Source organism: Halococcus agarilyticus (assembly GCF_000334895.1).
GTDB classification, from domain to species: domain Archaea; phylum Halobacteriota; class Halobacteria; order Halobacteriales; family Halococcaceae; genus Halococcus; species Halococcus agarilyticus.
Genome location: NZ_BAFM01000002.1, coordinates 1 through 13,453, shown reverse-complemented (window position 1 = coordinate 13,453; position 13,453 = coordinate 1). Strand labels below are relative to the sequence as shown.

Sequence of the window (13,453 nt, the reverse complement as noted above, 5' to 3'; positions counted from 1 at the left end):
CCGGCTCGGGGCGCAGGCAAAAGGCATAACTCCGCTACGCACCGAGGAAGAGGTATCCCCGTGGTCCAGCCATGAACGAAGTCCAACTGGAGGTGGCGAAGGCGTACCCGAACGACTCGGGCCGTGGCATCGCCCGGTTAGATCCCGACACCCTGCTGCATCTCAAGCTCTCGCCGGGCGACATCATCGAGATCGAGGGCGGCGACACCACCGCCGCGAAGGTCTGGCGCGCGGATCGTCAGGACTGGAACACCGATACCGTTCGTATCGACGGGTTCACGCGGCAGAACGCCGACGTGAGCATCGGCGAGCGCGTCGAGATCCGGAAGGCCGAGGAACGAAAGGCCGACAAGCTGGTGCTCGCGCCGCCCGAGGAGGCCTCGGTCCAGTTCGGCTCCGACGCCGCCGGGATGGTCAAGCGCCAGATCCTGAAGCGCCCGGTGGTCGAGCGCGACATCGTCCCCGTGATGAGCTCGACCAACCACCCGTTCATGCGCTCGCCGGGCCAGGCGATCCCGCTGATCGCGGTCGAGACCGATCCCGATGGCGTGGCGCTCGTCACCGAGGACACCGAGGTCGAACTCCGCGAAGAGCCGATCTCGGGGTTCGAGAAAACTGGAGGGGGAATCACCTATGAGGACATCGGCGGGCTCGACAGCGAGATTCAGCGGGTGCGCGAGATGGTCGAGCTCCCGATGAAACACCCCCAGATCTTCCAGAAGCTCGGGATCGAGCCGCCCCAGGGCGTGCTGCTCCACGGTCCCCCGGGAACCGGGAAGACCCTCCTCGCGAAGGCGGTCGCGAACGAGACCTCAGCGAGTTTCTTCTCGATCGCCGGTCCGGAGATCATCTCGAAGTACTATGGGGAAAGCGAACAGCAGTTGCGGGAGATCTTCGAGGACGCCACCGAGGAGTCGCCCGCGATCATCTTCATCGACGAGCTCGACTCGATCGCGCCAAAGCGCGAGGACGTCACCGGCGAGGTCGAGCGCCGCGTGGTCGCCCAGCTCCTGACGATGATGGACGGGCTCGAAAGCCGCGGTCAGGTCATCGTGATCGCCGCCACCAACCGCGTCGACAGCGTGGATCCCGCGCTCCGCCGGCCCGGCCGGTTCGACAGGGAAATCGAAATTGGAGTACCTGACGAGCGCGGCCGCGAGGAGATCCTCCGGATCCACACGCGCGGAATGCCGCTCTCGGACGACGTCAACCTCGCGAACCTCGCGGACGAGACCCACGGGTTCGTCGGGGCCGACATCGAGAGCCTCACGAAGGAGTCGGCGATGAAGGCCTTGCGGAGGTATCTCCCCGAGATCGACCTCGACCGCGAGGAGGTGCCGCCGTCGCTGATCGACCGGATGATCATCAAGCGCGACGACTTCGACGGGGCGCTGAACGAGGTCTCGCCGAGCGCGATGCGTGAGGTGCTCGTCGAACTCCCGAAGATCACGTGGGACGACGTCGGCGGGCTCGACGACGCGAAGGGCCAGGTCAAAGAATCCGTCGAGTGGCCGCTCTCGAACCCCGATCGATTCACGAGGTTGGGGATCGAGCCACCCTCGGGCGTGTTGCTCTACGGACCGCCCGGAACGGGCAAGACCCTGATGGCGAAGGCGGTCGCGAACGAGACCAACGCCAACTTCATCTCGGTGCGGGGACCCCAGTTGCTCTCGAAGTGGGTCGGCGAGTCGGAGAAGGCGATCCGCCAGACGTTCCGGAAGGCCCGGCAGGTTTCGCCAACCGTGATCTTCTTCGACGAGCTCGACAGTCTGGCTCCGAGCCGTGGCGGCGACGTCGGTTCGAACGTCTCCGAGCGGGTCGTGAACCAGCTCCTCACGGAGCTCGACGGCCTGGAGGACATGAAGAACGTGATGGTGATCGGCGCGACCAACCGACCGGACATGATCGATCCCGCGCTGATCCGCTCCGGGAGATTCGACAGGCTCGTGATGGTGGGCCAGCCCGACGTCGAGGGCCGCGAGCGCATCCTCGGCATCCACACCGACGACACGCCGCTCGCGGCGGACGTGAGCCTGCGCGAGATGGCCGAGATCACCGACGGCTACGTGGGGAGCGATCTCGAATCCATCGCACGCGAGGCTGCGATCCACGCGCTCCGGGACGACTCGGAGGCCGAAACCGTCGAGATGCGTCACTTCCGGTCGGCGCTCGACTCGGTCCGCCCGACCATCACCGACGACATCCTCGACTACTACGATCGGATGGCCGAGGAGTTCGAGAGCGGCGGGACCGACACCGGCCGCGACCGGGCGGGCGGTCGGATCGGCTTCCAGTAGTACCTTTTTACTGCGTCGGGTGTCCTCGCGCGCCTGCGGCGCGCTGCGGGCACCACTCCTTGCAAAAATCGACGCTAAAAACACCCGCTCGCTCCCTGCGGTCGCTTCGCGGTAGAACTGCTGGCACTCCCCGCGACCACCCCGCAACCGCCCCGTACAGCACCGCCGAAGCCCTCGGGCGCTCGCGTTGCTCACGGGTCGCTCCGCTCCCCGTTCGCTCGGCGGCGCTCACTACGTTCGCGCCACCCACCGCTCACGCCGTCGCCCTTCATCCGCCAGGAGAGCAACGCTCTCCTGAGCCTCGACTCACTTCGTTCGTCAGGACGCCAGGCTCCGCACCGCGCCACCATGCCACCGCCAACACACCGCCACCGCCAACACACCGCCACCGCTACCACCACCGCCAACACACCGCCACCGCTACCGCTCCACCACCGCAACCGCCTCACCGTGCGAGCGTTTATCACCGAAGCCGCGACCACCGCGTGGTATGCACGCGTTCAGCGACCTTCGAACGGCGGCGTACTGCCCCCGGAAGTGCTACTACCGATGGCAGGACGACGACCGCGATCCGCCGCCCGAGGTCGAAGAGCGCCGTGACCTCGCCTTCCGGTATCCCGATCTCCTCGACGGCGCTGATCTCGCGAGCGAACCGATCGCGGTCACGCCGACCCAGTACCGCTCGAATCTCTCGTGTGCGAAGGCGCGCCTCGATGCGTTCGACGCGCTCTGTCGCCCCGACGCGCGCGACGTCTTCCTCACCGGCAAGGAGTGTCGCGGGATCGCTCACAAAGTGCTCGAACTCGATTCGCCCACCCCGTCGCTGCTATCGGCCGGCAGCCCGCCCGAAAACGGCGTCTGGCACTCTCAGACTGTCCACGCCGTCGCGGCCGCGAAGGCGCTCGCCTGGGAGCGCGAGACGCCGGTCGAACGGGCGTTCGTCGAGTACCCGACCCACGGAATCGTTCGGGAAGTCCCGCTCACCACGCGGCGAAAGGCGGCCTACCGTCGCGCGGTCCGAACGCTCGAATCGATCGACGGACCGCCGCCGCGCCTCGACGACAGTGCGAAATGCGAACACTGCGAGTACCGCGAGGAATGCGGCGTGAAGACCCGCTCGCTCCGCTCGCTGCTCGGGCTCGGCTGATTACTACTCCCCACTGCGGTCGAGCCACGCCGCGATCTCGTCGGCGCGCGCGCCGCGTCGGTGGATCGTGTCCTCGGCGACGTCGACCACGGTGCTCTCGGTTCCGGGGAGTTCGCCGCCGCCGATCACCGCTGCGCTCGCCTCCCGAACCGCACCATCGACGTCGTCGGCCCGCCTCGCGCTGGGGTTCCCGCTCACGTTCGCGCTCGTCGCGGTGAGCGGGGCGACCTCGCGAAGGAGCGCGAGCGCGGTCGGGTGGTCGGGTACGCGCACCCCGACCTGGTCTCCACCGGCGGTCAGGACATCGGGAACCGTCTCGCGCGCCTCGACGAGCACGGTGACCGGACCGGGCAGGAACGCACGCATGAACCGTTGTTCCCGTGCGGTCGGGCGGGTGTACTCCGCCGCCGCCGCGACGTCGGGGACCGCGAGCGAGATCGGCTTCTCGCGACTCCGGCCCTTGACCGCGAACACGCGCTCGACCGCCCCCGGCGAGAGCGCGTCCGCGGCCAGGCCGTAGACCGTCTCGGTCGGGTAGACGACCACCTCGCCCTCCCGGATCGCCGCGGCGGCGCTCGCGAGGTCGACCACGATCAGAGCGCGTCGATCGCGGCCTCGACGTCGTCGTAGTCGGGGAAGTCGGGCCACTCGCTCGCGACCCACGCGTACTCGATCGTGCGGTCGTCACCGATCACGAACACCGCGGGCCGCGGCTCCGCGACGCCAGCCATCCCGTCGAGGTCGTTGACGATGCCGTACTGCTCGGCGACACCGTTCTGTGGGTCGGAAAACAGTCGTGCGTCGATCCCGCGCTCGGCGATCAGCCGCTTGTGCGCGTAGGGCGTCGAGATCGAGCACCCGACGACCGCGATCTCGTCGGTCCACCCTCGATCCCGGATCTCGTTCCAGACGTACGTCGCGGGGAAGGCCCCGTCCATCGGATGGAAGACGAGAACGACTGGCCCGTCGTCGAGCAGATCGGAGAGCGCGACATCGCGCCACTCCTCGGCGTCGACGAGCGGCCGGGTGAAGTCCGGCGCTTCGTCGCCCTCCGCGGGGTTGTCGGCTGCGTCGAGTTCGACGACCTCGAAGTCGAGCGCCGCCATCAGGCCCCCTCGTCTCCGTACGTGCCGTCGAGATACGCGACGATGTTCGCGCTCTCGGACATCGTGACCCCCGTGTTGGGATCGACGATCGCCGGCACGGTGCGCTTGCCGCTGATGCGCTTCACGACGTCGCGTTCGGAGTGAAGCGGTTCGACGAAGTGCGACTCGTAGTCGACGCCGAGTTCGTCCAGCCGACGGACGACGCGCTCGCAGAACGGACACGCCTGCAGCCGGTAGAGTGTGAGTCGGTCGGTTCCGGCGGGATCGGCGGCGGGAGCTGATTCGGTGCTCATCACCCCTCCTTTGCACGAGACGCGCCTAAGCCCTTCGGCTCTCCCACCGATCGGAACGCCGAACCGCCGTTCGTGTCGGTTCGGCCGCCCGTCGAGCGGTTCGCCCCGCCGTCGGATCGACCCGACGGACGGTATCGACCATGCGAACGTTTAATCCGGCCGGCAGGCAAGGTCGCCACGTCGCTATGGGCATACCTCCGTTGCCGACGGCTCCGTCCGGCCCGTCAACAGTCGCCACCGTCCTCCAGGTGGACGTTCTCTGGTTTCAGATCACCGAGACGGCGTTCACCGCGATCGGCGTGGGCGTCATCCTCGTGCTGATCGGGCTCTCGGCGTTCTTCTCCTCCTCGGAGATCGCGATGTTCTCGCTCGCCTCCCACCGGCTCGACAAGCTCGTCGAGGACGGCGAACCGGGTGCGGAGCTGGTCAAACAGCTGAAGGACGATCCCCACCGCCTGCTGGTGACGATCCTCGTCGGGAACAACCTCGTCAACATCGCGATGACGTCGATCTCGACCGGGCTGCTCGCGCTGTACTACTCCCAGGGTGCGGCGGTGGCGATCTCCACCTTCGGGATCACCGCGGTCGTGCTCCTGTTCGGCGAGAGCGCACCGAAGTCCTACGCGGTCGAGAACACCGAGTCGTGGGCGCTCTCGATCGCGCGCCCGCTCAAGCTCGCCGAGTACGTCCTCCTCCCGCTGATCGTGTTCTTCGATTACCTCACCCGCCAGATCAACCGGATCACGGGTGGCGGGTCGGCGATCGAGACCTCCTACGTGACCCGTGACGAGATCCAGGACATGATCGAGACGGGCGAGCGCGAGGGCGTGATCGAGGAGGACGAACGCGAGATGCTCCAGCGCATCTTTCGTTTCAACAACACTATCGCGAAGGAGGTGATGACGCCCCGGCTCGACGTGACCGCGATCGACGCCGAGTCCACGGTCGAGGAGGCGATCGAGACGTGTGTTCAGAGCGGTCACGCCCGCATCCCGGTGTACGAGGGCAGCCTCGACAACGTCATCGGCGTCGTCAACATCCGGGATCTCGTCCGGGACCTGAACTACGGCGAAACCGTCGAGGTCGAACTCGACGATCTCATCCAGCCCACGCTCCACGTCCCCGAGTCGAAGAACGTCGACGACCTCCTTCGGGAGATGCGCGCCGACCGGCTCCGGATCGCGATCGTGATCGACGAGTTCGGCACCACCGAAGGCATCGTCTCGGTGGAGGACATGATCGAGGAGATCGTGGGCGAGATCCTGGAGGGTGGCGAGGACGAACCGATCGAGATCGTCGACGACGACACGCTCGTGGCGCAGGGCGAGGTCAACATCGACGCGGTCAACGAGGCGCTCGACATCGACCTCCCGGAGGGCGAGGAGTTCGAGACCATCGCCGGGTTCATCTTCAACCGTGCGGGCCGTCTGGTCGAGGCGGGCGAGACCATCTCGTACGATGGGGTCGAGATCACGGTCGAATCCGTCGAGAACACCCGCATCACGGCTGCACGCGTCCACCGGCTGTCGGACGCCGAGGTGGACGCCGAAGCGACCGCCGAGGCCGACGGCGGAACCGGCGAGATGGACTGAGTCCGAGTCAGTTCGTCGTGAAGTCGATGTCCGACTCGCTGTCGGGGGCCGTCTCCTCGGGCACTTCGCCGCCCTCGGCGGCTTCGAGCGCCTCCACGTTCTTCGGGGTGTCGACGTGCCACCGATCGACCTCGTCGTCGTACTCGGCGAGTCGATCGGACACCTGCTCCTTGAGGTCGTCGTCGTTGACGTTGACCTCGAAGACGTAGCCGTCGTCGTCGCCCTCGCGGGCGCGCGCCGAGCGCTGGAGGTTCGCGCTCACGAGCTCGTTGTCGAAGTAGTACGGTGCGACCTGGGTCATCACGTTGCGGTAGACGGTGTCCTCGACGGTGCGGACCGCCTTTCGACCGGCGGAGTCGGCCGCGCGCGCGACGTAATCGAGCGATTCGCTCCACGTATCGACCGCCTCGTCGGGATCGTCGAGCCGGTCGTACGATTCGCTGAGTTTCTCGCCTGCACTCAGGAGGTCCTCGTTCGGCTCCTTCCCCGCCTTCTCGCCCTCGCCCTCCTCGATGCTGGCCTGGTCTGCGGTCTTCTCGTTGACGTCCTCGCCGAGGCGCTCGTGGCTCTTCGGCCGCCACTCGTCCCACTCCTCGAACGCCTCGCCCTCGGTCCCGAGCTCGGCGAGCGCGTGGGTGACCCGCTCGCCGTGTTCGACCGCGTCGTTCCACCCGCCCCGCACCTTGAAGCCTGAAATGCTCTCTTCCATCGAGTCCTGTGGTCCTCTCGTGTTCGTCGAATCCGGCTACTTCCCGTAGGTGAGACGCGTCGCCACCGCGTTGAGCCGGCGCTTCGCCCCGCCGAGCCACGCCGACGGCGACACGCTCCGCAGCTCCCCCTCCGAGAGCTCGATGCGCGCGCCGGCGAACGGGTCCGCCGATTCACGGTCCTCGTCGGTTTTCCCGTCCGCGGCCACGTCGGTCACGGAGGTCATGGCACACCGACCACACGCCTCGCGGTCAGTTCCACCCATGGTTGCCCGGCGTTACGCCGAGCAGGCGTTTAAACGTTCGTGTGAGCCGTACGATCTACTGCCGGGAACGAAACGTCGTGAACCCGGCTGCGGTTACCGAGACCGATATCCGTGGTTCTCCTTCCGTCGGCAACCCCATCCCCGGCAGTATTTTACTCGCGCCCCCCGTCACGCCCCCATGGGCTATCGCGTTCTCGACACCGACGACGTCACGCCGAGCGACGACCGTCCCTGCGAGCTTCGGAGCCTCACCGACCCGGCGGGGCTCGACCGGATGGCGATCAACCGGTACCGGGCCGCGCCCGGCGAGATGCTCCCGCTCGCCTACCACTACCACGACGACCAGGAGGAAGCCTTCTACGTCCTCTCGGGGACGCTCCACGTCGAAACGCCCGACGAGACCCACGAACTGTCCGAGGACGGGCTGTTCGTCGTCGATCCGGGCAGCCCACAGCGCGCGCTCAATCCCGAGGACGCCGAGACCCCGGTCGACGTGCTCGCGATCGGTGCGCCCCCGACCGAGGGCGACGTCCACGCCTACGAGCCATGACCGCCGACGCGAACGGCGGTGAACGGAACGAAACCGACGCGACGGCGGCGGTCACCCCGGCGGACGGCTCCGGCGACGCCGACCACGACGTCGTCACCCATCCCGACGTTCCCGACTGGGACGACGAGTACGTCGACCGGGTGAGCGACCGGCTCCAGTTCAACTACGACCTCGAACGTGATTTCCGAACCCGGGGCGAGCGGTTCACGCTCTACGGCACACTTCACGTCGAGAGCCACAAGCAGTTCCTCCACTCCGCGCTCTCCTACGGCCACCACGAGTCGGGCGAACACCTGTTCGTCCGCCGAGTCGACCGGACCGGCGTTGCGGAACTCGAACGCCTCGTCGACCTCGGCCACGCGCTCGCCGACGAGTGGGTCGAGCCGAACGAGGAACATTTCAGCACCGATTTCACGTTCGCAGTCGCAGCCGACACGCTCGACGACGACACCCGGTCGTTCGTCGAGGGATTCAAAGATCGAACGCTGCTGAAGTACGGCTACCACGGCCACTACGAGATCAACCTCGTGATCGTCGAACCCGACCGCGAGACCCTCGCCGCCAGCCGGAACGCCGACGTCGCCGACGCGTTCCGGCTCTGGGGCGACGACACGGACCGATCGGGGCTGCTCGGTCGGATCGTGGCGCGCGTCCGTCGCTGAACCGCGTTCTGCCCGCGGTCCGCAGTTGGCTCCGATCGGCAGCGTGCCACGGCCTGGCGGTTCAGGTCACCCCGACCGCCGCGAGGCCGGCGTAGAGCAGGTCACCGTACACGAGCGCGAGACAGAGGCCGAAAAAGAGCGGGACGAGAAACGGGACGCCGGGTGAGACCCACACCGACTCTGCCGTCGTGAGCTCGCCGAGCGCCCCGCGGAGGCTCCCTGGAGTCGCGCCGTAGGCGTCCGCCACGTCGTCACAGAACGCCGCCGCGCCCCACGGATCGGCGGGCTCGTTCGCCGTCGCCCGATCGGTCCCCGCTCCCGCGCCGTCGGGAGCGATCCTCGCCTCATCGGCCGATCCAGTCGCCCGACGGCCGCCGTCGGTGGCGGCGTCGATCCGGCCGTCGCCCGGCGCGCGCGGCTCGGCCGGGAGGCTCTCGGGATCGCGGCCCTCGGCGGGCGCGGCGCGAAGCTCGGCGAGGGTGGCGTCGCGCCACGCGAGATACATCCGGAGCGCGTCGAGGTCGAGACCCGCGGTCAGCCCGTTGGCGTGCCCGAGCAGCCGGCCGTGGGTCCGCGTGACCTCGCCCCACGCGATCGGTCGACCGATCGCCATCGCCCGCCCGACCCGGCCCGCGAGCGCGTTCCGCGCGGCGAGCGCGAGCGGGTAGACCGCGCCGACGAGCGCCGCGTTCGTGAGGATCGTCACCGCGAACGCGCCGCTCGTGGCCGCGACCGGAAGCACGACTCCCGTCGCCGGGAGGAGATACGAGGGTGGCGTCGGAAAACACAGACAGATCGCGACGAGCGCCTTCGCGTCCGCGCCGCCGAACGCGCCGAGCCGGAAGAACAGATAGCCGAGCGGGGCGATCACGCCCACGCTGACGGCCACCCGGACGGCGAACAGCCGGCGTTCGGTGGCGAGTCCGCCGTGGTACACCGTCCACGCCTCGGCCGCGAGCAGCGCGCCCCCGAGAGCGACGAGCGGGAGCCACGTCCGGTTCGGCACCCGGCGGGTCCGCAGGTCCTCGCGGGCGGCCCACCCGAGCACGGGGAGCGCGAGCAGCCGGAGCAGGTCGACGGACGCGTTCACGGTCAAGGGGGCACGCGCTGGAACAAAGGTTTTTCCTCAGGATCGGTGCGTGCCGTCCCCGACTTCGTGGACGAACCCGGAGAGCGCGTCGTCGAACGCTTCTGGACGCTCGATCATCGCGAGGTGGGCGGCGTCCGCGAGCATGGTGGCGGTCGCGTTCGGCACGTTCTCGGCGAGGTACTCGTGGTAGCGCGGCGGTGTCAGCCCGTCGTGCTCGCCACAGACCGCGAGCGTCGGGGCGTCGATCTCGCCGAGCTGTCTCCGGACGTCGAACCGATGGCAGGTCTCGAAATCCCGGCGAGTGGTCGCCTGGCCGACTTCGCGCATCGTGGCTTTCGAGTTCTCGACTGCCGGATGGGCGGGGTCGTGAAACAGTCGGTTCTCGGCGTGGAGGAACGCGATCGCGCGATCGAACTCCTCGTCGAGCCACGCGCGCAGGTCGTCCATCACGGCGAGCTTCGCGCCGGTGCCCGTGAGCACCAATCCTGCGGGCGATACGTCGCGTTCGAGGACGAGATGGAGGCAGATCGCGCCGCCGAGCGAGTTGCCGACGAGGATCTCGGGGTCGGTCGCCTCGATGACCGCGAGCACGTCGTCGGCGTACGCCGAGAGCGCCTCGTAGCCCGCGTCGGCGTCGACGTCCTCGGAGTCGCCGTGGCCGCTCAGATCGAGCGCGATCGCCGGGTGCGGGCCGTCGTCCAACTGGGCGCGCCAGACCTCCCTGTTCGCCCCGCTGCCGTGAACGTACAGGACCGACGCGCCCTCCCGGTCGTCGCCCGCCCGCTCGTAGGCCGTCGTCCGGCCACCGTGGGTGACGGTTTCCATGAACTAGGTTCGTCGGCGACGCACATATACTGTCGGAGGGGTGGTCGATCGCTCGGAACGAACGCGGCGCGAGCGAGACCCCGAAACCGTCGTTCGATCGCCGGGAGATTCGACCCGATGACATCGCCATCCCGAGCCTGAACCACAACACGAGCGTTCGACGACTACACCCACCACGTGGGGTGGTCGTCAGAGACAGATTTATATAGTAGTAGAACTAACCAAGGGTTAGGATGACACCGAACCTCCAGCAGTTCGACGAGCGCGACACCGGCGGACTCCGCCGGTACGAGTACGACGACGAAGTGGTCTACGCGGTCGACGTCGGTCTCGGCGAGGCGACGGTCGACGTCGCCGGAAGCACCGTGATGGTGATCGACGGCGACGACCAGGCCGAGTTCGAGGTGCCAGAGTCGGGCACCGTCGAAGCCGGTATCAACAACGGCGTGCTTACCGTCGCGGTGGAACGATGAAGCTCACCGTCAAACCCCTGAAGCAGAAGGACGCCGGTCGCGGCCTCGCGGCGGTCGATCGGGCCGCGATGGACGAGCTCGACCTCGAAAACGGCGACTACATCGTGATCGACGGCGGCGAAGGGCGTGCGATCGCGCGCGTCTGGCCTGGCTACCCCGACGACGGGGGCCAGAACGTGATCCGGGTCGACGGCCAGCTCCGCAGCGAGGCCCAGGTCGGGATCGACGATCACGTCACGATCGAGAAGGCCGACGTCAAGCCCGCTCAATCCGTCACGGTGGCGCTGCCCCAGAACCTCCGCATCCGGGGGAACGTCGGGCCGTACATCCAGGACAAGCTCTCGGGTCAGGCGATCACCCAGGGTCAGACCATCCCGTTCTCGCTCGGCTTCGGCCCGTTCTCGGGCGGGTCGGGTCAGCGCATCCCGCTGAAGGTCGCCGAAACGAACCCCGAGGGAACGGTGATCGTCGCGGAGACCACCGAGATCGAAGTGAGCGAGAAGCCCGCCGAGGAGATCGTCTCCGACGCTACGGGCGGCGGCAGCGGTGCGAGCGCACCCTCCGTGACCTACGAGGACATCGGCGGGTTGGACCGCGAGCTCGAACAGGTCCGCGAGATGATCGAGCTCCCGATGCGCCACCCCGAGCTGTTCCAGCAGCTGGGGATCGAGCCGCCGAAGGGTGTGTTGCTCCACGGGCCACCCGGCACCGGGAAGACGCTGATCGCGAAGGCGGTGGCGAACGAGATCGACGCCCACTTCGAGACCATCTCCGGGCCGGAGATCATGTCGAAGTACTACGGCGAGAGCGAGGAACAGCTCCGCGAGATGTTCGACGAGGCCGAGGAGAACGAGCCCGCGATCGTGTTCATCGACGAGATCGACTCGATCGCACCCAAGCGCGACGACACCTCGGGTGACGTCGAGCGCCGGGTCGTCGCGCAACTGCTGAGCCTGATGGACGGACTGGAGGAGCGCGGCCAGGTCACCGTGATCGCCGCCACCAACCGCGTGGACGCGATCGATCCCGCGCTCCGGCGTGGCGGCCGGTTCGACCGCGAGATCGAGATCGGTGTGCCCGACAAGGCGGGTCGGAAGGAGATCCTCCAGGTCCACACCCGCGGGATGCCGCTGGCCGACGACATCGATCTCGACCAGTACGCCGAGAACACCCACGGGTTCGTCGGCTCGGATCTCGAAAGCCTCGCCAAGGAATCCGCGATGAACGCGCTGCGGCGCATCCGGCCCGAGCTCGACCTCGACGAGGAAGAGGTCGACGCCGAGGTGCTCGAATCGATGCAGGTCACTCGCGAGGACGTCAAGGGCGCGCTCAAGGGCATCGAGCCGAGCGCGCTCCGGGAGGTCTTCGTCGAGGTCCCGGATGTGACGTGGGAGAGCGTCGGCGGTCTCGGAGACACCAAAGAGCGCCTGCGCGAGACCGTCCAGTGGCCGCTTGACTACCCCGAGGTGTTCGAGGCGATGGACATGAACGCCGCGAAGGGCGTGATGATGTACGGGCCGCCAGGCACGGGCAAGACGCTGCTCGCCAAAGCGGTCGCGAACGAGGCCGAGTCGAACTTCATCTCGATCAAGGGGCCCGAGCTCCTCAACAAGTTCGTCGGCGAGTCGGAGAAGGGCGTCCGCGAGGTGTTCTCCAAGGCGCGCGAGAACGCTCCCACCGTCATCTTCTTCGACGAGATCGACTCGATCGCGGGCGAGCGCGGCCGCAACATGGGCGACTCCGGGGTTGGCGAGCGCGTCGTCTCCCAGCTCCTGACCGAGCTCGACGGGCTCGAAGAGCTGGAGGACGTCGTGGTGATCGCGACCTCCAACCGGCCGGACCTGATCGACAGCGCGCTCCTCCGGCCCGGCCGACTGGATCGCCACGTCCACGTCCCGGTGCCCGACGAGGACGCCCGCGAGGCGATCTTCGCAGTCCACACCCGGGACAAACCGCTCGCCGACGACATCGACCTCGCCGATCTCGCCCGCCGGACGAAGGGCTACGTCGGCGCTGACATCGAGGCCGTCACCCGCGAGGCCGCGATGGCTGCGACCCGAGAGTTCATCGAGAGCGTCGACCCCGAGGACATCGACGGCAGCGTCGGCAACGTCCGGATCGACGAGAGCCACTTCGACGAGGCGCTCTCGGAAGTGACCGCGAGCGTGACCGAGGAGACCCGCGAGCGCTACGACGAGATCCAGGAGCGCTTCGACAGCGGCGAACCAGCAGAGGAGCGCGACGTCGGTCGCACCTTCCAATAGGACCTTTTTACTTCGTCGGGTGCGCTCGCTTCGCTCGCCCACCACTCCTCGCAAAAATCTCCACCAAAAACACCCGCTCGCGCCCTGACGGGCGCTCGCGGTACAGTCGCTAGCGCTTTCCGCAACCGCCACCACCGCCGAAGCCCTCGGGGCGCTCGTTTCACTCGCGTCCTCGCCCTTC

Annotated in this window: 14 protein-coding genes; 7 read left to right on the top strand and 7 right to left on the bottom strand. The window is 67.9% G+C overall.

What is annotated here, in order from left to right:
• Positions 1-71: 71 nt before the first annotated feature.
• Both TX76_RS01555 and TX76_RS01550 read left to right on the top strand, forming a co-directional pair.
• Positions 72-2,297, top strand: coding sequence for a CDC48 family AAA ATPase (locus tag TX76_RS01555; RefSeq protein ID WP_049898601.1), 2,226 nt, complete (start codon positions 72-74; stop codon positions 2,295-2,297).
• A 490-nt stretch (positions 2,298-2,787) separates the two neighbouring features.
• Positions 2,788-3,444 (top strand): CRISPR-associated protein Cas4, encoded by a 657-nt coding sequence (locus tag TX76_RS01550; protein ID WP_049898600.1) that lies wholly within the window; start codon positions 2,788-2,790, stop codon positions 3,442-3,444.
• A 3-nt stretch (positions 3,445-3,447) separates the two neighbouring features.
• On the opposite strand, the gene TX76_RS01545 is transcribed toward TX76_RS01550, so the two are convergent.
• From TX76_RS01545 to TX76_RS01535, 3 genes are read right to left on the bottom strand one after another with little or no spacing between them, the layout of a single operon-like run.
• A complete protein-coding gene (locus TX76_RS01545) occupies positions 3,448-4,035 on the bottom strand; it encodes an L-threonylcarbamoyladenylate synthase (protein ID WP_049898599.1) in 588 nt (195 codons plus the stop codon).
• Between the two features lie 2 nt (positions 4,036-4,037).
• Positions 4,038-4,550: a redoxin domain-containing protein gene (locus tag TX76_RS01540; protein WP_049898598.1), complete on the bottom strand. Its 513-nt coding sequence runs from the start codon at positions 4,548-4,550 to the stop codon at positions 4,038-4,040.
• Positions 4,550-4,843, bottom strand: coding sequence for a glutathione S-transferase N-terminal domain-containing protein (locus tag TX76_RS01535; protein WP_049898597.1), 294 nt, complete (start codon positions 4,841-4,843; stop codon positions 4,550-4,552). The genes TX76_RS01540 and TX76_RS01535 overlap by 1 nt, the downstream gene beginning before the upstream one ends.
• A gap of 185 nt (positions 4,844-5,028) precedes the next feature.
• Between TX76_RS01535 and TX76_RS01530 the strand changes: the two genes are divergently transcribed.
• Positions 5,029-6,435 (top strand): hemolysin family protein, encoded by a 1,407-nt coding sequence (locus TX76_RS01530; protein WP_049898596.1) that lies wholly within the window; start codon positions 5,029-5,031, stop codon positions 6,433-6,435.
• Between the two features lie 7 nt (positions 6,436-6,442).
• On the opposite strand, the gene TX76_RS01525 is transcribed toward TX76_RS01530, so the two are convergent.
• Both TX76_RS01525 and TX76_RS01520 read right to left on the bottom strand, forming a co-directional pair.
• On the bottom strand, positions 6,443-7,144 hold the full coding sequence (locus tag TX76_RS01525) for a DUF5828 family protein (RefSeq protein WP_049898595.1): 702 nt from the start codon (positions 7,142-7,144) through the stop codon (positions 6,443-6,445).
• Between the two features lie 36 nt (positions 7,145-7,180).
• Positions 7,181-7,408 (bottom strand): hypothetical protein, encoded by a 228-nt coding sequence (locus TX76_RS01520; RefSeq protein ID WP_049898593.1) that lies wholly within the window; start codon positions 7,406-7,408, stop codon positions 7,181-7,183.
• A gap of 178 nt (positions 7,409-7,586) precedes the next feature.
• On the opposite strand from TX76_RS01520, the gene TX76_RS01515 reads away from it, so the two are divergent.
• Together TX76_RS01515 and TX76_RS01510 are read left to right on the top strand one after the other, a co-directional pair.
• On the top strand, positions 7,587-7,958 hold the full coding sequence (locus TX76_RS01515; RefSeq protein WP_049898591.1) for a cupin domain-containing protein: 372 nt from the start codon (positions 7,587-7,589) through the stop codon (positions 7,956-7,958).
• Positions 7,955-8,620, top strand: a complete 666-nt coding sequence (locus TX76_RS01510; protein WP_049898590.1) for a hypothetical protein — start codon at positions 7,955-7,957, stop codon at positions 8,618-8,620. The genes TX76_RS01515 and TX76_RS01510 overlap by 4 nt, the downstream gene beginning before the upstream one ends.
• A 61-nt stretch (positions 8,621-8,681) precedes the next feature.
• Here TX76_RS01510 and TX76_RS01505 read toward each other — a convergent pair whose 3' ends face one another.
• A complete protein-coding gene (locus TX76_RS01505) occupies positions 8,682-9,710 on the bottom strand; it encodes an A24 family peptidase (RefSeq protein ID WP_049898589.1) in 1,029 nt (342 codons plus the stop codon).
• 36 nt (positions 9,711-9,746) lie between these two features.
• Entirely contained in the window at positions 9,747-10,535 is a 789-nt protein-coding gene (locus TX76_RS01500; protein ID WP_049898588.1) for an alpha/beta fold hydrolase, read from the bottom strand.
• A 233-nt stretch (positions 10,536-10,768) separates the two neighbouring features.
• Between TX76_RS01500 and TX76_RS01495 the strand changes: the two genes are divergently transcribed.
• Together TX76_RS01495 and TX76_RS01490 are read left to right on the top strand one after the other, a co-directional pair.
• A complete protein-coding gene (locus tag TX76_RS01495; RefSeq protein WP_049898587.1) occupies positions 10,769-11,008 on the top strand; it encodes a DUF7127 family protein in 240 nt (79 codons plus the stop codon).
• The gene (locus TX76_RS01490) at positions 11,005-13,272 is read left to right on the top strand and encodes a CDC48 family AAA ATPase (RefSeq protein ID WP_049898586.1); all 2,268 of its coding nucleotides are present in this window, start codon (positions 11,005-11,007) and stop codon (positions 13,270-13,272) included. The genes TX76_RS01495 and TX76_RS01490 overlap by 4 nt, the downstream gene beginning before the upstream one ends.
• Positions 13,273-13,453 lie beyond the last annotated feature (181 nt).